The sequence below is a fragment of the Aquabacterium sp. genome (assembly GCF_041909175.1).
GTDB lineage: Bacteria > Pseudomonadota > Gammaproteobacteria > Burkholderiales > Burkholderiaceae_C > Aquabacterium.
In genome coordinates this window covers 76078-98108 of the sequence record NZ_JAYRDZ010000009.1, presented here as the reverse complement: position 1 = coordinate 98108, position 22031 = coordinate 76078, and the positions used below count along the sequence as shown (strand labels likewise).

The following is a 22031-nucleotide window of genomic DNA, read 5'->3' as shown; positions in this document are numbered from 1 at the left end:
TAATCTGGCAAATGCAACCGTTGCGAAGGTATAGAGCTCAGGGGGTTCTCATTCCACATGAGGGGTACCTGAGTCTCCTTGTTACCAGTATGGACGGCTGAGATACTGTTTTTTTTTACAGTGGTATATTGTGGGCTAGACTGGTGACTGTCACCAGTTGGCGGACTCTGCGCTTTAAAATGCCTACATGAAATCCACAGTGAAACTCAATGGAAGGCTGCCTGCCCATTTTTCGGGGCATGAGACCTTCCCCCTGCGTCAGATGTGGCTCAAAAAGGCCTTCAACCAAGCGGTTGATGGTGGTCTGATTCCCAAGCGGACCTTTGCAGATGAGACCGCCATTGCCGAGTTCGGCGTTGGCAAGAACATGGTGGCATCCATCAGGCATTGGGCCTTGGCTTGCGGCGTCATGCGCGAGACCGACGAAGGGTTTCGAGTAGGTAGTCTCGCCAGCGAAATTCTCAGCGATGATGGTCTCGACCCCTACGCTGAAAACCCTTCGACGGCGTGGCTCGCCCATTGGCAGCTTGCCGGGCATTGCTTCCGCTCGACCACGTGGCATTGGCTGTTCAACCATGTGACGGCCCCCACTTTTACTCGCCAAGAGCTAGAAGAGCCCTTGGCTCGCTACGCCCGCGAACTTGACCCCAAGCATCGGCTCTCAGCCTCGACAATTTCGCGTGACTTAGAGACTTGCTTGCGAAGCTATGCCCCCCGTGCCGCGGGTGGTTCGCCTGAGGACTTTGCTGATCCGTTGCTCGGGGAGTTGGGCTTGCTTCAAGAGGTTCACAAGGGGCAATACGCCTTCCGCCGCGGCCCCAAGGCGTCCCTGCACGACGGCATCTTTGCGTACGCACTGATCGACTTTTGGAATCGCGCGGCCGAGGGGCAAAGCTCGTTGGCATTCGAAGCCGTGGCCTACGCCGAAGGATCACCGGGTCGGGTCTTCAAGCTCGATGAAGAGTCGATCGCGCAACGGCTGATGGCACTGTCTGATTTGACGGGCCGCAAGCTTGAGTGGACAGATTCCGCAGGTCTTCGACAGGTCCATCGCAAGGATCTCTCTAAAGAAGCAATCAAGAACATGATCAGGCGCGCTTATGAGTGACAAGACCCAAATCGCGCTGTCGGACATCGTCCAAATCTCGCACCAATATCAGCGATCCATCCGCATCGATGCCGACATTGGCCGGGCTGATGCGCTGTCCGGCTACATCTGCCATGCCACAGCAGCAGCTGTGGTTGATGGCATGGCCAAGCAGCTTTCAAACACTAACCAACGCTGCTTCACTTGGACCGGACCGTTTGGCGGCGGTAAGAGCTCATTGGCCGTTGCATTGGCGAGCGCGCTGCATCCGAACAAGATCTTGCGGGCCAAAGCGCGCGAGGTCTTGCACTTGGATGCCAAGCCCGACTTCGATGCGGCTTTCCCTGTTCGCAAGGGTTGGCTGCTTGTCCCGGCTGTAGGCCGCCGCGGCAGCGTCATTGCGGAGCTCCATGCGGCACTTCGACACGCTAAAGATCGCAATGTCGACGGTCGCAGCAAGCCCAATGCGCAATCGCTGATTGCGGAACTACTCGATGAGGCAAAGAGCCGACCGCACGATGGCGTGTTGGTCATCATCGATGAGATGGGCAAGTTTCTCGAAGCTTCGGCGCTTGGATCCGGGGACGACGTATATTTCTTCCAAGAACTCGCTGAAGCGGCTGCACGCTCCGAGGGCCGCTTGGTGGTGGTCGGCGTGTTGCATCAGTCTTTCGCGCAGTACTCGGCGCGCTTGGGCATTGATACCCGTGATGATTGGACCAAGGTCCAAGGGCGCTATGTCGACATGCCCTTCGTTGCGGCGAGCGACGAGGTGGTCGAACTCATCGGCCGAGCCATTGAAGCCGAAGCTCGGCCTCCATGGATGCGCGAAGCATCAGAGGCCATTGCCGAAGCGATTCGCTCTCGCAGGCCTGCGGTGGGCCAAGGTTTTGCCGATGCGCTGGAGCGCTGTTGGCCCTTGCACCCGGCCATGGCCGCTTTGCTGGGGCCCATCTCCAAGAGGCAGTTTGGCCAGAACGAACGGAGCACCTTCGGCTTTCTGTCGTCGGTGGAGCCCAACGGCTTCCGTGCCTACCTGAACTCGACGCTCAAGAGCGAGGCGACCTGGTATCGCCCAAGCGACTATTGGGATTACTTGCGCTCCAACTTGGAGCCCGCCATCCTGGCCTCGCCCGATGGTCACAGGTGGTCGCAAGCCGTGGAGGCCGTAGAACGGGCCGAGGTCAAGACCGGCGATGCCCTGCTGGTTGCGTTGATCAAGAACATCGCGATCATTGATTTGTTCCGTAACGGCTCGGGCCTGGCTGCCGATGAGGCCGTCATCGGAGCCCTCTTCTATGACCGCACAAGGGAAGAGCTGGCGGCGGCGCTCAACAAGCTCGCTGCACTGAAAGTTGCTCTCTTCAAGAACTACACCGGCGCGTGGTCGGTGTTTGAAGGCAGTGACTTCGACATAGACGGCGCCATTGCGCAATCCCTGGCGGCTTCGCCCGGAATCGATTACGCGCGGTTGGCTCAGCTCATGGGCTCGCATCCGGTGGTGGCCAAGCGGCATTACCACGAGACCGGATCTATGCGCTGGATGGAGCTCCAGCTTTGCAGCATCGATCAAGCTGAGAAGGTCGCGACCGACTTCCAACCCAAGAAGGGTGAGTTCGGGATCTTCATCCTGGCCTTGCCTGGCAAGGGGATGAGCCTGCGAGCGGCGAGCGTCCGTGCGCAAGCTTGCGCCAAGCTCAAGCCCTGGCCCGTGATCGTCGGCATTCCCACCAACCATGTGCGAATTTCAGAGCTCTCCGCTGAGTTGGTGGCTCTGGAGCAGGTCAAAGATCGTCACGAGTTGTCTGGCGATGCCGTTGCTCGGAGAGAGGTCTATGCCCGATTGGCCGCAACGCGCGCAGACCTTGAAGACCAGCTCCAGGCGGCTTTGACTTTGGCCAAATGGCACAAGGGCGATAACCAAATCATTGAGCCAGGCGCAAAGCTCTCGCCAGAGGCCTCGCAACTGGCAGACGATCTGTTCACCGACACGCCCCCAGTTTGGAGTGAGCTGGTCAACCGCGACAGCGTGTCCAGCAACAGCGTGAAGGCACGCCGCGACCTGCTTCACGCGATGGTCAATGCTGAAGGCCAAGAAGCACTAGGCTTCGAGGGCTACCCTGCAGAACGAGGTCTGTATGAGACCTTGCTCAGAAGCACTGGGCTTCATCGCCAAGATTCGTCTGGGGCCTGGCGCTTCATGCCACCAGGCGATGGCCATGCCGTAGGTTTTGTCCCACTCTGGGAGGCGACGCGAGATCTCTTCGCTGATGCGAGCGCTCGAGTTGGCGCCCACGAGATTTACGCGCGGTGGAGTGAGGTGCCGTTTGGCATGAAGCGAGGCATCCAGCCGGTGATCTTCACGGCGTTCCTGTTGGCTCACAAAGCCAACATTGCCGTCTACAAAGACGGGATGTTCGTCCCCAGGCTCACTGACTTTGACATCGACGAATGCCTGCAAGACCCTGACCGCTTCTCCTTGCGCTGGGTCACTATTGACGAAGACAAGAACCAGATCCTCCAAGGCATTGCCAAGCTCCTGGCGGAAATTGGTGAGAACGCCTGTGCATCTGATCCGCTAGAAGCGGCGCGAGGGTTGGTGGCCATGGTCTTCAACCTGCCTGAATGGGCTCGCCGCACAGCGCATCTGAGCCAAGCGGCCCGAGACATGCGCGACATGCTGTTGAAGGCCAGCGATCCGCACAAGGTGCTGTTCGTTGACTTGGCCTCGCTGTTGGGCGCAGCAGATGGCAAGGCTTACGTGAAGGCGCTTCGCGGCCCGCTGCACGAGCTCGCTGGTGCGTACGCCAAGATGTTGGCGGATGTGGAAGCCAAGATGCTGGTCGCCCTTGATGCCAGTCGCGACGACCTGGAGTCCCTGCGCGAGCGGGCGAAGGCTGTTTCCGGCATTTCGGGCGACTACCAGATCGATGGCTTCGCAACGCGCCTGGCCAACTACGACGGCTCGCGCTCTGCCCTCGAAGGCATTCTGAGCATGGCGGCCGAAAGGCCTCCTCGTGATTGGGTGGACCGGCACATCGACGCGGCCGTTTTGGAGCTGGCGAAGTTCGCCCGGCGCTTCCGCGAATCGGAGGCCTTCGCGGGTGTTCAAGGCCGCGCAGCACGCAGCGAAGCGATCGCGGTGGTCATCGGCGCGGGCGCAGACACCAAGACGATCTCGCGATCGTTTGCGATCCCTGATCGCCATCGGGCGACCGTGGAGGCTAAGGCCAACGAGCTCACCTCTATGCTGGAGGGGCAAGGCTTAGGCACGGATGTATTGCTGGCGATCTTGGCCAAGGCCGGGATGAAGCTGGCATCGATCGACAAGGAGACAGCCAATGGCTGAACGCCACGTTTTGGGGATCTCGGGGGGCAAGGACTCTGCCGCGCTGGCCGTCTACATGGCCACCAAGCACCCTGAGCTTGATATCGAATACTTCTATACCGATACCGGCGAAGAGTTGCCCGAGGTCTACGAGTTCCTCGCCAAGCTCGAAGGCAAGCTGCACAAGCCCATCCTGAGGTTGAACCCCAATCGCGACTTCAAGTTCTGGCTGCGCCAATACAACCACTTCTTGCCCAACCCCAATTCGCGCTGGTGCACCCGGAAGTTGAAGCTGGCCCCGTTTGAAGAATGGGTCCGACCTATGCTGGCGGCTGGCGATAAGGTCACGTCCTATGTGGCCATCCGAGCCGATGAGGACTATCGCGAGGGCTACGCGGCCAAGGCCGACAACCTCTTCGTGAAGCTTCCCTTCCGCGAGGCCGGCATCGACAAGGCCGGCGTCATCGACATCTTGGAGAACTCTGGCGTCGGCTACCCCAAGTATTACGAATGGCGCTCACGCAGCGGCTGCACCTTCTGCTTCTTCCAGCAGAAGATTGAATGGGTGCGCCTGCGCGAGAAGCACCCAGACGCTTACGAGGCAGCCAAGGCCTTGGAGAAGGACGCGCTGGAGCACGGCTCGCCCTTCACCTGGTCCAAGGGCGAGTCGCTCTCGGAAATGGAGCAGCCTGAACGAATCGCGGAGATCCAGGCTGAATACGAAATCCGCAAAGCTCGTCAACGCAGAAGCATCCCGATCAACCCTCTCCGTCCTGTCCGAGATAGCCACGAAGACATCGATGACATTTATGGTGAAGACGAAGGCGGCGGAGCCTGCGCGGTCTGCCACAAGTAGCGTCACACAAATATCTGCAATGCACCTGAGATACAAACGTGTTATGGAGCACCTACAGGCGAAAAAGGGGGCACATTGGACTTATCCGACATTACAGACTTCGTGGACCAAGCCAACAACGAAATTGGCAAGTTTCAGATCACGTTCACGCTTTCACCGACCAAGTTAAAATTTGACGCGTTCAATGTTCCCGGCCTAGCTTGGGATAGCGTCAAGTATGGCGAGGCAGAAATAGATAGAGTTCCTGACGACAAACGGGGAATCTATGCATTCTCCATTCACCACCCCAGCCAAGTTCTTCCACCTCACGGCTACATCCTTTATATCGGTATCGCGGGTAGAAAATCGGAGAGGTCACTCAAAGCTCGTTATAAGGACTATTTGAATCCGCGAAAGGTTGTCAAACGAGACAGGATTGCTCGAATGATTGGCACATGGCATGAAGTCTTACGATTCCACTTCGCGCCGATCGATGACGCCATGACATCAGAGCAGCTGGAGAAGCTCGAAAGAGATTTGAATACCGCTCTCCTGCCACCATTTTCAGAGGGCGACCTGGAAGCAGACACCAAAAAGAAGCGTAGGGCATTTCGATGAGCACGACAAACAAACAGAACTTGACGCTTCCAGCCCTAAGAGGCATCCTCGGGAGCTGGGTATACTACTCTTGCCTTGTCAGCTTGGAAGAGATTGCTAGGCGAGTTCAATTCGCCGATGAAATCCATAAAAGCAAGCAGCTATCGGGAATGATCCAAAGAAAACTGCAGTCAACTAGAAGTACTCAAATCGCCAGCTACATCAAGACTCAGCCTGAGCGCTTCTTCAATTCTTTGGTTATTGCAACATACGGCGGAAAACCTAACTGGCACCCCATCACCAGCATCAACTCTAAGGCGTCTGACGGCGAACTATTGAACCTCCCGGAAGAGGTGCTTGAGTCAGTAGGCTTTCTCACTTTCCACGGCGATGAGAAGCTGTTCGCTCTTGATGGGCAGCACCGCTTGGCAGGTATCAAGAAAGCAGTCCAAGATGGGTTGCCTGAAGACCAGGTAGACGAAGTTTCCGTCATCTTCGTTGCGCACAAGACCACGCCCCAAGGCCTCGAAAAGACTCGTCGATTGTTCACAAACTTGAACAAGACGGCCCGGCCTGTTTCAAAGGGTGACATCATCGCGTTGGACGAAGATGATGTCATGGCTATTTGCGTCCGCAAGCTCATCGAGGAGACTGACTATTTTTCAGACAAGCGGATTGCTTTTGTCGCCTCCAACAATATGCCTTCGTCAAACCTCGAAAGCATCACCACCATCGGTAACCTTTACGACATCCTTGCTATCTTGTTCTCCGAGACCGAATCCAACTTGAAGAAGAAGAAAGCGGACCTTCAACGTTCAAGGCCCTCCGACAGTGATTTAAACGCCTACTTTGATTTGGCCAAGAATTACATTTCCCTACTCGCCGACAACTTCACTGAGTTCCGCAGTTTCTTGAACGCAGCCAATTCGTCGGCAGTGGTCGCCAAGCACCGCGGCTCTCACGGCGGAAAGGTGCTATTCAGACCAGTCGGGTTGGATATCCTGACTCGCGTTGTCGCGAAGCTCACGAAGTCGATGTCACTAGAAGACGCCGTCAAGCTCGCCAGCAAGCTACCAAGGGATTTGACTTCTGCTCCCTTTGCAACTCTCATGTGGAATACAACCACGAAGACTATTGGCAATGCAAACAATGTGACTCTGCGCGAAGTGCTAATGTATATGGTTGGGGTCTCAAAGCTTTCCGAGGCCACGCTGCTGGCGCGATATCGCAAAGCAATGGGCGACGAGAGCGCCCATTTACCCGCAAGAGTCAAATGAATTTTAGCGCTGCTGTCTTAGCCGTTGTCTCGCATAATGGCTTGAACAGCCGCTTCAATCTCCTGATCTGACAGGAAGGGAGCTTGAGCGAAGACAAGCCCCTGCTCGCCATTCAGTTTGGCGGCCAAATGACCCCGGCCAAGAAGCAGCTCTGCACCTGGCCGATCTAGCGCAATCTTAGAAGTTGCCTCACTGGAGACCTTCAAGATTAACCTGTTGCCCAGATTCTCGCGAAGCTGCATCGGCATCACGTCCTTATCGGGGCGCTGCGCCGCGAAAATCAGATGGATGCCTGCTGCGCGCGCCTTAACGCCCAACCTCTGTACCGCCGCCCCCACGGCGCCCTTGTAGGCGTCGTCAAGCATCCAATCCGCGAACTCGTCGTGGACCAAGAAGACCATGGGCAGGCGCTCTTCGGCTGAGACTTTGGAGTTGTAGGTCGGCAGATCGCGCGCACGCGCCTTGGCAAAGGCGCGGTAGCGGTCTTCCATCTCCTGCACTAGCGCTTCGAGTACTTCGGCCGCCTTCTCCTTGGTGGTGACGATCTCGTCGCGCATGTGCGGCAAGTCTGCCAATGGGGCGTAGTCGACGCCCATCTTGGGGTCGATCAAGATGAGCTGGGCGAGGTCTTTGGAGTTCGTCGCGGCGATGTCCAAAATCAAAGCCTGGATCAGCACCGACTTGCCGCTGCCGGTCGCACCGGCCACCAGCGAATGTGGTTCGTGGGACGAGAGCCCGCCGAACTCCGCGCCTAGGTTCAGATACAGCAGCGCGCCGTTGATCTCTTGCAGGCCCAAGAGGAAAGACGTGTTGATGCCTGCGACGTTGCGGTTGAGCTCGCGGCGGGACCACAGATCCCAGAGAGAAACAGCTTGGCGCTTGGTACCAGCCACCGTCACCACGATCTCGCCTGGCTTGGGCTGTACCGTGACCAGGTTGATCGCATGCGTGGTGAGCAGCTGGGTCCGCTTGTTCTCGATGTCTTCAACGCGCAGTCGATCTGAGCCTGCAAGGCGAACCAAGCAGCCATTGGGTGTCAACCGCGTGCCCAGGATGGCCGCCTGCAGCCCGTAGCTGTTGAGGGCAGCCTTTAGCTTCTTGGTGACGTCCTGTGCCCATTCTTCACGCTCAGCGTCGGACTGGGCGCCACCGGCAAACTTGGATGCGACCAGCTTTGAGAGCGCTGAATCTTGGTTGGAAGTCGTCTGCTTCGCGGGGCTCGACGCCCCGTCTGTAGGCAGAGCGACAGCGTCCTCTGGGCCTGTTGTGAGAGCCAAAGAGTTGTCTACGGAGCTGACTATTGGAACAACCGCAGCGTGTTCTGCGCCGTCGTTCGAATCTTCAGATGCGATACCCACCTCTCCGCTGGTCAGTTGACCCATCGCGGCTAGCCAGGGCACTCGTGCGGCAGGCCTCTTGAAGTTGTGTCCGTCCCAGGGCTGATGTGGCCCCAATCCCGCTCGGGCATCCAGCCCGCGAGGGCCCTTGGCATACGCCTCGGCAAGCTTTCGCAAGTCGGCCCTGTCAAAGACCTCTTGCCAGGCCTTGAAGCCGTCAGCATCCTCCAAAAGCTCCTGCTCCGAAGCAGATGGTGCCCCGGCATCAGATGTGTGCACATAGACATGCGAATACCCGCGCAGCGAGATTTCCACATCGCCTTCACGGAGCTTCGAGCGCGCGCGTTCCATCAACGCCGTCATGCCTGGCGGAATGTCAGCGTCGATCAGCATGTCGGCCAGGCGTGCAAGCCATACGTCCCGATCGAGGCGACCGGGCGCACCGAAGAGCGCCTCACGGAACATGCCGAGGGTGGCCAGCAGTTGATCCTTGGAGTCTCGGCGTGCTTTGGCCAAGCCATCAGCGGCAACGTATTTCGATTCAACGATCGAAATGACCACGCGCACCGTCTCGTCCTGCTCCTCGACATTGATGGCCAAGATGTCGGCAATGCGGCTCTCCGGCTGTGAAAGCCAGCGCGCATAGTCGTCCAGCAGGAAGTAAGCCGTCAGAACTTGGCCCTTGCCCGCAGCAGCTTTGAACTCGTCGTCTAGCAAATAGCGGCTCAAGACCAATCCGAGCATCTCGCCAGCAGAGACGCCGCGCTTGGCCGCGCGCAGAACGATATCGCCAGAGATGGCGAGCGCGTCATGCTTGGCCTTATCGGCCATGGCTTGAACCTCGGCCGTGCTGAGCTGCAAGTTCAGCTCATCGAGGCGACGGCGCACCAACACGCTCAATAAGCGCAACTCAGACGTTGAGCTCACGATCATGTTGCGGCCGTTAGTGGAGCCACGGCGATACCGAACGACAGTGATCTTGTTGTGCTGCAGCTGCCGCTTGTCGAGCAACTCGTCGTAGGTGGCCACCCACTCGGCGAGGTCGTGTGCGTCCTTGATCATGTCCACCAAAGCTGGGCTTTGCAGCGAGATGCGCCGTGCGGGCAGGTAGCGCTCATCGGGCAAGGCATCGGTCTGCCGACAAACAGCGGCCACCGCAGACACATACGCCCAACCCGAGGCCGTCTGCCACGGGCAGGCCAGGTAGGTGGTGGACTTCAGCTCATGCTCGCCTGACACACTGCGGTACGACCAACGTGATGGCGCGTGTTCAAGGCTAGGGCGGTCGTTCGTCCACGGCACGGGCAACCACTCAGATTGAGCTGCCCGCGCGACGACGTCGTGAAGGAAGGCCACGTCAAATGGCTTGAAGCCTTGTGCGCTTTCTGTAGGCGTGGATGAAATGGGGGTCACGGAAATGCGCAGCTTCGAGATGAAGTTGTCGCTGGTCTCGCTGACCACTGGTAGATCGGGATCATCGCCTGCCTTATTGACCAATTCGCCGTAGACACGGCGAAGCTTCGCTGGATCTGAGTGGCGGACGGAGACGCTGCATTGCAGCTTGCCGTCTTCTTGGATAGACGACAGCTCACGGACCGTCGCCAGCGGCAGCTCTGCGGCATCGGCGTTATAGAGGACAACGCTGAGGTTGGACGCCTCGTGAGGTTGAAGGCCGACGTAGCGCTCCAACAGCTCGCGCGCTTGTTTGGCGGCTGCGGCCGGATCGACGTCGGTCATGGCATCTTCGGCGCCACGTGTGGGTGACTCCAACAGGCTGTAGCCGTTGACGGTGCTGCTCTCCGACACCAGCGTGGGTGCACCTGTGCGGTTGAGTACCGCGATCTCGGGATAGAACGGATGGGCAATCTCGTCTGACAGCTCACGCATGAAGATCTCACGATCTCCATAAAGGATGCTGCCGCTGGACAGCAGGTGGGTGGCAAAGCCAGCCACTCGACGCAGCTTGACCGCCAGCGCTTTCATTCGCTCCGGGTGCCACGGGGGAATGATCAGCGCAGGGTTGTCACCGGCGACGCGGGCCGTGCCCACCGAAAGCACTTCGGTGACCAAACGTGAGCGGCACACATCGCCACGGGCGTGAGCCATGAGGGTGGTCATCAACGCGCCAAAGGATTCGGCTTGGCGCATGACGGCTTCGCCGTGCAGGCCGACATCGACAAAGTCCTCCATGGCTTTGATGTAGTCCGCCTCGAACCTGTCCCAGGACTCCCGGACTTCGTCGCGTTGACTGGGCGTCAAGCGGCCCTCATCAGCGAGCTCTTTGATCCGGCTCTTGATCTCATGGCGCAGGCTGCGAAGCTTATTGGCGGCAGGGACCAGCGAGCCTGCGTCGGTCGAGTAAGTGGCCTCCAAGGTTCCGGTGTCGAGCAGTGAGACGTTTTGCACGCCGCCCTTCTTGCTCACCAGGCGACGTGGCACCTCCGTGCAGCCGATGGCACCTTTGTCCAAGAGACGGCGCATGTCTGCGACCATCGACAGGCCGATCGAGGTGGGCTTGTAGCTCCACAAGAGCTGGGTCTTTGCCAGCACTACCTCTTTGTCCTTGTGGACTTGGATCAAGGCCACGTCGAACTTGATCTGCAAGGCCACGCGAGAGAGGGAGGAATTGGGGCGGACCTTGTTCTTCTTGTCGTTGCGTAGTTCCTTCTCTTTAGCGAAGAAAGCTTCATAGTCGAAGAGTGGATCTGGCAGGCTGGTATTGCCCAAGCGCTCAACCTTCCAATCGGCCTTGGAACCCATGAGTTCTTTCAGCCCGCGATACATCGCCGAAAAGTAGCTTCCTGCGTCGTAGTTGAATCGCTCCCGCCACTCTTTGCGGCCCTTGGTCACCGTGAAGCGCAAGATGCGTTCGCCCTCTGCGTCGCGCAGGCCTGCATGGAGGCTGTTCACCACGCGAGCGAAACCGTCTAAGAAGTCATTGCACTCAATGGGTTTGCCATAGAGGGCCTTCTCCCAGCGAGCGCAAAGCTTTGGGTCTTGCTCGAGCAGACGGCGTTGCTTGACGAAGAACTCTTCATCTTCGTCGGTGAAGTCCGATCGGCGTTCGCGCGACTTCAGGTCTTCTAAGAGCCTGCGGTCTTCAGGCGCGAGTGAGTTTTCTTGGTCGCAGTCATGGTCGAAGAAGCGGATGGTCGCGTCGACCAATCCCAGTTGCTTTTCCTTGGGCTTATCGAAGGCCAAGTAGACGCCATCAGCTTCCCACTCGAATTGGGCAAGGGCGTACGCGGCATCTTGGTCACCTGCCGGTGCCTCAGCAAAGGCCTGAAGAGCCAAGCGTGCAGCCTCGGCAATTTCATTCGAGTTGGATTCGATGCGTTCAACCAGCTCCTCTGGGTCGAGTGGCTGACCGTTTTGGCGGAGTTTTTTTAGCAGGGGAGCACGTTGGGTATAAAGCTTGGCGAAGGCCTTTTGCCAAGGTTTGCGCTGGATGCCAAAGGTCTTGGTGTTGGAGAAAAAAGTACTGTCGCGAGGCAAGCCCGCGCGCGGCATGGCGAAGCCCACAGCGTCCCGAATCGCGAGCCCACGAGTCGACATGGCCTCAATGATCTCGGTACAGAACTCCCCCAACTGCACAAGTGAGAGTTCAGATGAAGCCAGCAGGCCACCTAAAGCCGCATGGAACACGGAACGATCGTCCTGTACGGGTGACAGACCTCCAGCATGTAACGCGGCTTCGACCCATGGCTCTGGGTCTTCGCGCAACTCCTTCGCGCCGATGGTCATCACATGGCCCAGGGTGTCGGCCAGGTTGTGCTCGTTGCCATTGGCCGTGAGGATCGCAGCCTTGGCGGTTGTCGCGTTGTTTCGGACGTAGCCCGCGTTGTGCGAGAGCAGGATCTCAGGTGGCAAACCTTGGCCCTCAACCAAGGCCTCAGGGATCATGAGATCCACCTGTGCGTACAGGTCCGCGTTGGCGATGATGGCCCGTGCGACCGCAGCGATTTGCGTGGATGAAAGCTTGTCGAGTCGGAACAGCGCGGCGGAGTCGCCAGGCTGGCCAGGAATGGAGATGCGCTTGGCGAGGATGTCAGCGCCGACGCGCCCGATGATGCGGTCGGTCAGCATGCAGCCTCTCCCATGAACGCGAAGGGGTTTTCAACGAATGAGCAGGAATCAGAAAGTCTGCGCACAAGGCCTAAGCCGACGAGCCGAGCTTCGAGGTTGCTTCGGTTTTCGCTGAGCTCCTCTTGGTCAACCATTTTGGCGTCGATCATGCGCAAACCCTCGGCATCACCGAGTACCAAGCCATAGCGCCTCTTGGCTTCCGCCAAGAATTCGTCAAGCTGCATGCGGTCATCGACGATGGCGACCACGATCGACTTCAAGAGCCGATCGTTGGGGGCGTAGCGGGTTCGGCGCGAGAGGCGGCGAGAGCTTAGGCCAATTGCCCGTGACCAAGATGCGTGGATCTTGCCAACGTGCTGCGAGTGTCGGGCAAGGGCCAACTCAACCAACTTGTCGACCAAGGTGTCTGGGCTGTCGCCCGAGTAGTCCTCGTCGTCGCCCCCGTCAGTCGAGGGCCACTGGAAACGCTCGCGCATGAGCCTGACCCGATCAGCCTCGGGGAAGGCGCTATTGGCGGCTTTGCCCCAAGCCACATCTTGGCGGATTGACTCGACGTGAGCCCGAACCGCTTTGGCCGGTAAGCCTTGGTTGAGCTGGTAACTGTCGCCAGACAGCGCACGAACCTTGGTGCGCTCCTTAGAGACGATCTCGCAGACGATTTCCACCGGCTCATCGTCACCAGCCACGCGCTTCGCACGCTCCAGAAAGTAGAGCAGCATGTTCAGCCCCGAGATGGCGATCAAGTGCTCCAAGGCATCGTAGATCGGCATGTCCTTGGCGAGGATCGAAAGCCAGTCTTCACAGATCTGATCGAAGCGAGCGTTTGTTGCCTCGGGCAAATAGCCGGATTGACGCGAGTCATCTGCGCGTTGTGGGGTGCCTTGCATTGCTCGTGCAAGCCGGTTCATTGGCGCTTCACGGTCGAACAACCGCGTGGCCAAAATGTCCCCGAGCTCAGCGCCGCGTTTGGCGCGTGTCAGCATCATGTAGAGCAGCTCGCCTGTCCGCGCGAAAAATCGCCGGTCGTTGCTCATCTTGCCCTTCGCGTCAATCTCCAGGTCCTCATAGAGCGCATCGGGGCCGAAGGGAAAGACGAACTTGGAGCTCCAACGCTTGTTGCTGCGCGACTCGAAGGAGGAAGAACGCAGCAGCTCTACGGCTTTGGCGAAATCGTCAAAGCTGGCGAACGAGTGGCGAAGATAGGCCATGTCGTTGGCGCCATCGCCGTTGCCTGTCGCCCCTTGGCAAAACCGATCCAACCACTGACGCCATTTTTCTTCGTCGGAAAGCTTGCTTTCCGAGATGGTTTCGACGTAGGGGTTGTTGAAGAGCAACCCGCGCAGACGGAGCTGCCGCTGCGGTTGAAACCTAAAGGCCCCACCAAGGCCGCTGTGCGGCCGCAGCGGCTTGTCCAAGTTGGAGCCCAGCGCCCCCAGGAACTCAAGAACAGTCAGATGCGGGAGTTGCTCGTCGTACAGGCGGTGACCCCAGATGTTTTCATCGACGCAGAAGTCGACACTCTTGATCTCGGGACGTTTGAAAATTTCGCTCATTGCGAAGCCCTCACGGTCACAGGGCGAGTGAATCCACGGCCACCAGGCTCGATGTCTATGAAGTTCAACGTCAGTGCGGAGGTCTCACCGCTTGCCTCGTCGTCGTCGCCAGCCAAATTGGCCTTTCTAACGACCTCGGCCTTGCGCAAGAGCTTTGCTTTGAAGGCCAACAGGTCTTCAAGGCACTCGTTGGAGAAGCTGGCCGGCAGCGCACCTTCGGCCACACGCGACAGGAATTCATGCCGAATGGGCGTGAGGTCGAATGCGACCGATTTGCCTGGGCCTGGCGATAGCGAGACGTCAAGCTGTGGACGGCCAGTTGCTTCGTCAAGTTTGATGGCCATGCCGACGCCGCCCTGCCGGCGGGAAGGGGTCTCATGATCGCAAAGCACGCTCACGCGGCTTTGAGTGAAGCCGCCCGAGCTGGCGATGAAGATGCGGTCAACGTTTTCCAGAAGAAGACCCGTCATGACCCGGTTGAGACCACGCGTGATGCGCCCGCGTGTTGCATCGCTCACCGGCTTCTTGGCTTTCAGTGAGTCAATGATGTCCAGGTAATCGCCTGCGTAGCGAAAGGCTGTCATTGACCAGTGTGGGTACTCCGGTTCGGATTCGGGCAGAGTGAAGTAAAGCCTGCGTCGCTGAGCCTCAAGCATCTCCAAGAATTCAGAGGAGCCACCGTCCAAGCGAGCACCTTCGTCGCCTTCAAGGTAGGCATCCTGCGCTGCGCGGAATTCTGTCGTTGCGCCGTAGATCAGATCTGTTGCCACCAGGCGCTCGAAGTCGCTTTGCATCCGCGAATCGTCTTTGCCATAAACCAGCAAGCCATCTGCTGCATTAGTGGTCTCATCACCCACGCCAAAGCTGACCATCGCCCTGAAAACGGGGCGATCTGATGCCCTCCGTTTGGGCAAGTTTGCGCCAAAGGCATTGGCATAGATGCTGGCCTTGCCAACTTGTTTGCTCTCTTGGATCTTGGGCACATCCGCGCATGTCATCAAATTTTCTTTGGCCAGCTTTGCATCCGCATAACCAAGGACCATGTTCGCGCACAGTGCCAGCAGATCTCGCACTGGCAAATGCAATCCATTGAGTCTGGCGATCTCTACCAGGTCACCAAGACGACGCGCCAGCAGGCCGCCGTCGGCGTTACCAAGTAAACGAAGGCGGTTTTCATAAATCGGGCAGACTTTCCCTTCGGCTTTCAAGGTACAACGCGAGCAGTTGGCCCATTCGGAATGCCCAGCCACCGCCATTGCAACCTCGTCGAGTGTCTTGCGGCTAGTCGATCGGCTTAGGTCAAAGACGGCAAGACGATTTGGAGCCGACCCGGATTGCAGAAAACTCTCCTGCAAAGGCTTGCGCAGTGGGTGGATTCGGCCTTGCCGTTTGCCGAGATCACGCAAGCGATCAAGAAGCTGGCCGTGGTTGGCGGCCAACACAACGACTTCGGAATCGTTGCCTCCAAGAACAGACCTCTCCAGTCGTTGTAGCGGCAGGTCGCTCTCTTCGCCATTGAACTCAGAGAGATCCTTAATGAACACAGCCAGGCGCCCATCGGCCAGCAGATGCTCCTTCACGTTGCCCTTGCTCGCCCAGACCTTAGGGTCACCGCCAATGCGAGTCCACAGGGAGCGGCAGTGGTAAGTTTTGCCATCACCAGCCGTGCCTGCGATCAAGAGCGATCCTGGCGCCCGAGACTCGATGTGTCGCACCATGTCATCAAGTAGCGGTGTCGATAGCAGAATGGGCTGAACCTTGGCTCTGCCCAACGCGCTCGCTACATATTCGTCGAACATGGTCAAGTTATTCGCGGTCGGGCCGTAGCTTCGTAGAAACCGTACCCAGGCGCTACTAGGCATGTCGGAAACCTGTGGCTCTTCCTGCGTTGTCAATTTTGTGCTCCCATTTGAGACGAATTGTTACCTGATTCTCAAGGTGCCGCCAAAATCGATTTGCCTGCTTGCAACGCCAGGCAGCGAGCGGCTGCCATTGCATTGTTGTAGTTCGGAGGCGGTGGGGGCTTGCCTTGCAGACCCGACGCCATGTATGGCGGCAACTCACCCCTTAGTTAGACATGGAAACCGTGCCTGAGGCCGGCTATTCCCAAACGTATCAGGAGACAAATAGAACTTCGATGCGGCGAGACAGCACTTCGATCATGGTTTCGGACTACATTCCACGGCGATGTCAATTGAGTCGCCAGTAATTACGGACTCTATTCCATGCTTACGGACTCTATTAAGTTGAACCATTCCCCTTTTCGCGCCGCCATCATCGACCTGGATGGCACCATGGTCGACACCCTGGGCGACTTTGTCGTGGCCCTGCACCATACCCTGCTGGACATGGGCTGCCACGCCATCGAGGTCGCCCGTGTCGACCGGGCCTTCGTCGAGATGACGGTGGGCAAGGGCACGGAAGACCTGTTGAGGCGCACGCTCGCCCATGCCTGGGGTCTGCCCGATGATGATGGCGATGTGCTGGCCAGCGTGCCGCAAGCCTGGCAGCACTACCAGCACCACTACACCCGGATCAACGGCCAGCATGCCGACGTGTATCCAGGCGTGGCCGAGGGCCTGATCAGGCTGCGCGCCACGGGCGTGCAACTGGCCTGCCTCACAAACAAGCCGACCGCCTTTGCGGAGCAACTGCTGACGCTCAAAGGCCTCAGAGGTCACTTCGCGCACGTCTTTGGCGGCGACGCGTTTGCGCGCAAGAAGCCGGACCCGCTGCCCCTGCTGAAAACCTGCGAGGCCCTGGGCACGCCGCCCGCATCCACCTTGATGGTGGGTGACTCCAGCAACGACGCCCAGGCCGCCGCGGCGGCGGGGTGTGGCGTGGTGCTGGTGACCTATGGCTACAACCATGGACACCCGATCAACGAGGTGCCGGCCCTCGCCTACATCGACCGCCTGGACGCACCAGACTGGTCGAGCTGGTTTGCCGCCTGAGCGCCGTGTTCAGTCCAATGCGTTGAGCACAGGGGGCGGGGTGTAGCTCAGCAAGGCGTCCTTGAGCACTTCGGAGTTGGGCTTGTCGCCCAGCCACACCCGCAAGATGGCATTGAAGAGCCGGGGGTCTTCAATGGCCGGCCCCATCGGGTTGCCGTTGAGGGCCAGCATCGTGCCTTGTTTCGGGCTGCCGTCAATCGTGATCACGCTGCCTTTGGTCAGCCGCGGCAACAACCCGAACTGGTCACTCATTTTCTGAATGGCCGGCACCAGTGTGAAAAACTCATCGCGCGAGCTGTTGGCCTCGATGCCGGTGTTGATCACCCGGTTCAGCTCGTCGACGCGCATGGCCTGCAGCATCACAATGCGCAGTTGACGCGGCCCGGCTTCGCCCATTATGGCGCTGGCCTTGTTGCTCTTGCGGGGTACATACAGAGCGACGGTGTAGAGCTTGGCCACGGCCCGGTAGCTGATCCCGCTGCCGTTGAGCACCATCTCCTGGCCGTCCAGCTTCTGGGTGGTCGGGTAGTGCACCCCAGCCAGCTCGGCACTTTGCGCGCTGCACACCGTCGGCGCCACGATCAGCACACCGGCAGCCACAGCTGCCAGCCAGTTGGGCCAAGGTTGACGAGAGGAAGAATGTGACCGCATGGGGGACCTGCAGAACAGCGCTTTTTCAGCTAAGTCGGCATTGTTCAGCGTTGTATGCCCCTGTCACCTTGGGTATTGCCCTTGCCTGCTCCTGCGAGCCTGCTAAACTCATTCCATGTTCATCTCACGCAAACTGACAAAAGGTTCGCACGACCGGGGAGCTTGGCCCTGGCGATGCTGGCGCCTGTCCGCTCAGTTCGCCGCGTGAGACCGTCCCCGGACAACCCCATTTTTGGCGTGGGTCCCAGCGGCTCCTGATGCCCCCTTGTTCAAGGGGGTGTTCCCCGATCTGATCAGTTAAGGCATGGCCATGCCCTGTGTGGGCGTGGGTGCCGTCGGGCTTGGAGGGCCCTTGCATGATCACCGAATCCGAATTCAAAGCCCTGGCCGCACAGGGTCACAACCGCATTCCGCTGGTGGCTCAGGCCCTGGCTGACCTTGACACCCCGCTGTCGCTGTACCTGAAGCTCACCCAAGGCCGCCCCCTGAGCTTCCTGCTCGAATCGGTCGTGGGAGGCGAGCGTTTTGGCCGCTACTCCTTTGTCGGCTTGCCAGCCCGCACCCTGGTGCGAGCCACCGAGCGCGAAGTCGAAGTGGTCACCGACGGCGAGGTCGTCGAGCGCCACACCTGCAACCCGCTGGACTTCATTGCCACCTACCAGCAGCGCTTCAAGGTCGCCATTCCCGCCGGTTTGCCGCGTTTCTGCGGTGGTCTGGCCGGCTACTTCGGCTACGACACCGTGCGTCACATCGAGCCCCGCCTGGCCGGTGTGCGCAAGCCCCAGGGCATCGGCACACCTGACATCCTGCTGCTGCAATGCGAGGAGCTGGCGGTCATCGACAACCTGGCTGACCGCATCTACCTGATCGTCTATGCCGACCCGTCGCAGCCCGGTGCCTATGACCGCGCGCGGACCCGCATTGCCGAACTGCAAGCCCAGCTCAATGAAGTGGTGCCCGTGCCGTCGGTGGCGCCCAGCGAGGCCCATCCGGTCGAGCGGCACTTCGCCAAGGCCGATTTCGAGGCCGCTGTGGGGCGTTGCAAGGAATACATCGCCGCGGGCGACTGCATGCAGATCGTGATCGGCCAGCGTCTGGAAAAGCGCTTCACCGCGTCGCCGCTGAACCTGTACCGCGCCCTGCGCACCCTCAATCCCAGCCCCTACATGTATTACTACGACATGGGGGACCACCACGTGGTGGGCTCGTCGCCTGAAATCCTGGTGCGTCAGGAGCATGGCGCCGAAGGCGAGACGGTCACCATCCGCCCCATTGCCGGCACCAAGCCACGTGGTGCAACCCACGAGGAAGACCTCAACAACGAACGCGACCTGCTGTCCGACCCGAAGGAGCGCGCCGAGCACGTCATGCTGATCGACCTGGCCCGCAATGACATCGGCCGCATCGCGCAAACCGGTTCGGTCAAGGTCACGGAAGCCTTTGGCATCGAGCGCTATTCGCACGTCATGCACATCGTCAGCAACGTCGAAGGGCGACTCAAGGACGGCATGTCGGCACTGGACGTGCTGCGTGCCAGCTTCCCGGCGGGCACGCTCAGCGGCGCGCCCAAGATCCGCGCCATGGAAATCATCGATGAACTGGAGCCGGTGCAGCGCGGTGTGTACGGCGGCGCAGTCGGCTATCTCAGCTTCGCTGGCGACATGGACGTGGCCATTGCCATCCGCACCGGGGTTATCAAGGATCAGGTGCTGTACGTGCAGGCCGGGGCAGGGGTGGTGGCCGATTCGGTCCCCGAACTGGAGTGGAAAGAAACCGAGGCCAAGGCCCGTGCGGTGATCCGCGCGGCCGAGATGGTCGAACAAGGTCTCTGAACCCACTTTGAGAAGAAGGACACCACCATGCTGCTCATGATCGATAACTACGACAGCTTCACCTTCAACCTGGTCCAGTATTTCTGCGAGCTGGGTGAAGAGGTCAAGGTCGTACGCAATGACGAAATCACGCTGGACGAGATCGCGGCCATGCAGCCCGACCGTCTGGTGCTCTCTCCCGGCCCCTGCTCACCCGCCGAGGCCGGCATCTGTGTGCCTGCCCTGCAGCGCTTCACCGGCCAGTTGCCCATCCTGGGTGTGTGCCTGGGTCACCAGAGCATCGGCGCGGCCCTGGGTGGCCGCGTGGTGCGCGCGCGCCAGCAGATGCACGGCAAGACCAGTGTCATCACCACGGACCAGAAGGGCGTCTACAAAGGCCTGCCCGAGCATTTCACGGTCATCCGCTACCACTCGCTGGCCATCGAGCGGGCGAGTCTGCCGGACTGCCTGGAAATCACCTCCACCACCGACGACGGCGAGATCATGGGCGTACGTCACAAGGCCCCGCTCACCGATCTGAATTTCGCGCCGCTGGAAGGGGTACAGTTCCACCCGGAATCCATCCTCACCGAGCATGGTCACGCCATGCTCAAGAACTTCCTGGAGATGTGAGATGAGCGACAGTGCCTTTCCGGCTGGGCTCACCGACGCCCAGGCTTTGCAGCGGGTCATCGAGCACCGCGAGATCTACCACGACGAGATGCTCCGCCTGATGCGTCGCATCATGACCGGGCAGATGTCGCCGGTGGTCATGGCGGCCTTCGTGACCGGCTTGCGGGTGAAGAAGGAAACGGTCGGCGAGATCGCTGCAGCGGCCCAGGTCATGCGCGAGTTCGCCTCCCCGGTGGCCATTGCCGACACCCGTCACCTGGTTGACCTGTGTGGTACCGGTGGCGATGGGGCCCACACCTTCAACATCTCGACCACAGCCATGTTCGTCGCGGCGGCAGCCGGTGCGCGCGTCGCCAAACATGGGGGTCGCAGCGTGTCGTCCAGCACGGGCAGCGCCGATGTGCTGGAGGCCCTGGGGGCCTACCTCAACCTCAACGCCGAGCAGGTCGCATCGTGCTTGGCCTCGACCGGGGTGGGCTTCATGTTCGCGCCCAACCACCACGCTGCCATGAAGCACGCGGCGCCCGTGCGCAAGGAGCTGGGCGTGCGCACCATCTTCAACATCCTGGGGCCGCTGACCAACCCGGCCGGGGCGCCCAACCAGCTGATGGGCGTCTTCCATCCCGACCTGGTCGGCTTGCAGGCCCGCGTGCTGCAACGCCTGGGTTCCGAGCATGTCATCGTGGTCCACGGCAGTGACGGTCTCGATGAGATCACGCTGGCTGGCGACACCCATGTCGCGGAGCTACGCCATGGCGAGGTACGTGAGTACCGCATCAACCCGACCGAGTTCGGCATGGCCGAGCATGATGGCTCCGCCCTCAAGGCCACCAGCCGCGAGGCTTCGCTCGCCATCGTGCGTCGGGTGATCGACAACGAACCAGGCCCTGCACGCGACATCGTGCTGCTCAACGCCGGTGCGGCGCTCTACGCGGCCAACGTCGCCGAAACCCTGGCCGATGGCGTTCAGAGAGCACGTGACGCCCTGGCCAGTGGCCGTGCAGGCGAGGTCCTATTCAACTTTGTGCAGGCCACCCAGGCTTTTGCACCACAGGCCTGATGGCCGGCGAGTTTCACACCATGTCAGACATCCTCAAGAAGATCGTCGCCGTCAAGCACGAAGAGATCGCATCGGCGCTGCAGCAACGCTCGCTGGCTGAAGTGCGTGCGGCCGCCGAGCTGCGCAACCGCACGCTGGCCGATGTCCGCGATTTCGAAGGTGCCTTGCGTGCGCGCATCGGTGCCGGGCAAGCCGGTGTCATCGCCGAAGTCAAGAAGGCCAGCCCCAGCAAGGGCGTGCTGCGCGAACACTTCGTGCCTGCCGAGATCGCTGCCAGCTATGCGCAGCATGGCGCTGCCTGCCTGAGCGTCTTGACCGACGAACAGTTTTTCAAAGGCAACGCACGCTACCTGCAAGAGGCACGTGAGGCCTGCGCATTGCCCGTGTTGCGCAAGGACTTCATGGTCGACGAGTACCAGGTCTACGACGCACGCGCCATGGGGGCCGATTGCATCTTGCTGATCGCCGCCTGCCTCGACGATGCCCGCATGGCCGATCTCGAGGCCTGCGCGCACAGCCTGGGCATGGCCGTGCTCGTCGAAGTCCATGACGGGGAAGAGTTGGACCGTGCGCTTCAGCTCAAGACCCCCCTGCTGGGCATCAACAACCGCAATCTGCGTACCTTCGAGGTGACGCTGGACACCACCTTGGGCCTGTTGCCGCGCGTACCGGCGGACCGCCTGCTGGTGACCGAATCCGGCATCCTGGGCGCGGCCGATGTGCAGCGCATGCGTGCCGCCAACGTGCATGCCTTCCTCGTGGGCGAGGCCTTCATGCGTCAGCCCGATCCGGGTGCGGCGCTGGCCCACTTGTTCGGCTGAG

At 59.8% G+C, this 22031-nt stretch carries 14 protein-coding genes; 10 read left to right on the top strand and 4 right to left on the bottom strand.

Annotated elements, in window-relative coordinates:
• Positions 1–187: 187 nt before the first annotated feature.
• The 5 genes from ACE3PH_RS13535 (at position 188) to ACE3PH_RS13515 (ending at position 7124) form a co-directional block, all read left to right on the top strand.
• A complete protein-coding gene (locus ACE3PH_RS13535) occupies positions 188–1108 on the top strand; it encodes a DUF4007 family protein (RefSeq protein WP_374319886.1) in 921 nt (306 codons plus the stop codon).
• Positions 1101–4436 (top strand): ATP-binding protein, encoded by a 3336-nt coding sequence (locus ACE3PH_RS13530; RefSeq protein WP_374319883.1) that lies wholly within the window; start codon positions 1101–1103, stop codon positions 4434–4436. The genes ACE3PH_RS13535 and ACE3PH_RS13530 overlap by 8 nt, the downstream gene beginning before the upstream one ends.
• Positions 4429–5271 carry a phosphoadenosine phosphosulfate reductase family protein gene (locus ACE3PH_RS13525; RefSeq protein ID WP_374319880.1) on the top strand — a complete coding sequence of 281 codons (843 nt, stop codon included), beginning with the start codon at positions 4429–4431 and terminating at the stop codon, positions 5269–5271. The genes ACE3PH_RS13530 and ACE3PH_RS13525 overlap by 8 nt, the downstream gene beginning before the upstream one ends.
• A 102-nt stretch (positions 5272–5373) precedes the next feature.
• The gene (locus tag ACE3PH_RS13520; RefSeq protein WP_374319877.1) at positions 5374–5868 is read left to right on the top strand and encodes a hypothetical protein; all 495 of its coding nucleotides are present in this window, start codon (positions 5374–5376) and stop codon (positions 5866–5868) included.
• Positions 5865–7124 (top strand): DGQHR domain-containing protein, encoded by a 1260-nt coding sequence (locus ACE3PH_RS13515; RefSeq protein WP_374319875.1) that lies wholly within the window; start codon positions 5865–5867, stop codon positions 7122–7124. Before ACE3PH_RS13520 ends, ACE3PH_RS13515 begins: the two co-directional genes overlap by 4 nt.
• 17 nt (positions 7125–7141) lie before the next feature.
• Here the strand turns inward: ACE3PH_RS13515 and ACE3PH_RS13510 are convergent, their stop codons facing one another.
• From ACE3PH_RS13510 to ACE3PH_RS13500, 3 genes are read right to left on the bottom strand one after another with little or no spacing between them, the layout of a single operon-like run.
• A complete protein-coding gene (locus tag ACE3PH_RS13510; protein ID WP_374319873.1) occupies positions 7142–12547 on the bottom strand; it encodes an FtsK/SpoIIIE domain-containing protein in 5406 nt (1801 codons plus the stop codon).
• Complete coding sequence (locus ACE3PH_RS13505; protein ID WP_374319870.1) at positions 12541–14100, bottom strand: hypothetical protein; 1560 nt, start codon at positions 14098–14100, stop codon at positions 12541–12543. The genes ACE3PH_RS13510 and ACE3PH_RS13505 overlap by 7 nt, the downstream gene beginning before the upstream one ends.
• Complete coding sequence (locus tag ACE3PH_RS13500) at positions 14097–15899, bottom strand: hypothetical protein (RefSeq protein ID WP_374319867.1); 1803 nt, start codon at positions 15897–15899, stop codon at positions 14097–14099. The genes ACE3PH_RS13505 and ACE3PH_RS13500 overlap by 4 nt, the downstream gene beginning before the upstream one ends.
• A gap of 426 nt (positions 15900–16325) precedes the next feature.
• Between ACE3PH_RS13500 and ACE3PH_RS13495 the strand changes: the two genes are divergently transcribed.
• Positions 16326–17054, top strand: coding sequence for an HAD-IA family hydrolase (locus ACE3PH_RS13495; RefSeq protein ID WP_374319864.1), 729 nt, complete (start codon positions 16326–16328; stop codon positions 17052–17054).
• Positions 17055–17063: 9 nt separating this feature from the next.
• Here the strand turns inward: ACE3PH_RS13495 and ACE3PH_RS13490 are convergent, their stop codons facing one another.
• Positions 17064–17705 (bottom strand): chalcone isomerase family protein, encoded by a 642-nt coding sequence (locus ACE3PH_RS13490; protein ID WP_374319862.1) that lies wholly within the window; start codon positions 17703–17705, stop codon positions 17064–17066.
• A gap of 356 nt (positions 17706–18061) precedes the next feature.
• Here ACE3PH_RS13490 and trpE point away from each other — a divergent pair, with 356 nt between their 5' ends.
• Genes trpE through trpC form a run of 4 tightly spaced genes read left to right on the top strand, consistent with a single transcriptional unit; the run spans position 18062 to position 22030 of the window.
• Positions 18062–19537, top strand: coding sequence for an anthranilate synthase component I (trpE, locus tag ACE3PH_RS13485; RefSeq protein ID WP_374319859.1), 1476 nt, complete (start codon positions 18062–18064; stop codon positions 19535–19537).
• A gap of 27 nt (positions 19538–19564) precedes the next feature.
• Complete coding sequence (locus tag ACE3PH_RS13480) at positions 19565–20149, top strand: aminodeoxychorismate/anthranilate synthase component II (protein ID WP_374319856.1); 585 nt, start codon at positions 19565–19567, stop codon at positions 20147–20149.
• 1 nt (position 20150) lies between these two features.
• Positions 20151–21209 carry an anthranilate phosphoribosyltransferase gene (gene trpD, locus ACE3PH_RS13475; protein WP_374319853.1) on the top strand — a complete coding sequence of 353 codons (1059 nt, stop codon included), beginning with the start codon at positions 20151–20153 and terminating at the stop codon, positions 21207–21209.
• Between the two features lie 20 nt (positions 21210–21229).
• On the top strand, positions 21230–22030 hold the full coding sequence (gene trpC, locus ACE3PH_RS13470; RefSeq protein WP_374319850.1) for an indole-3-glycerol phosphate synthase TrpC: 801 nt from the start codon (positions 21230–21232) through the stop codon (positions 22028–22030).
• The last annotated feature ends 1 nt before the right edge of the window (position 22031 follow it).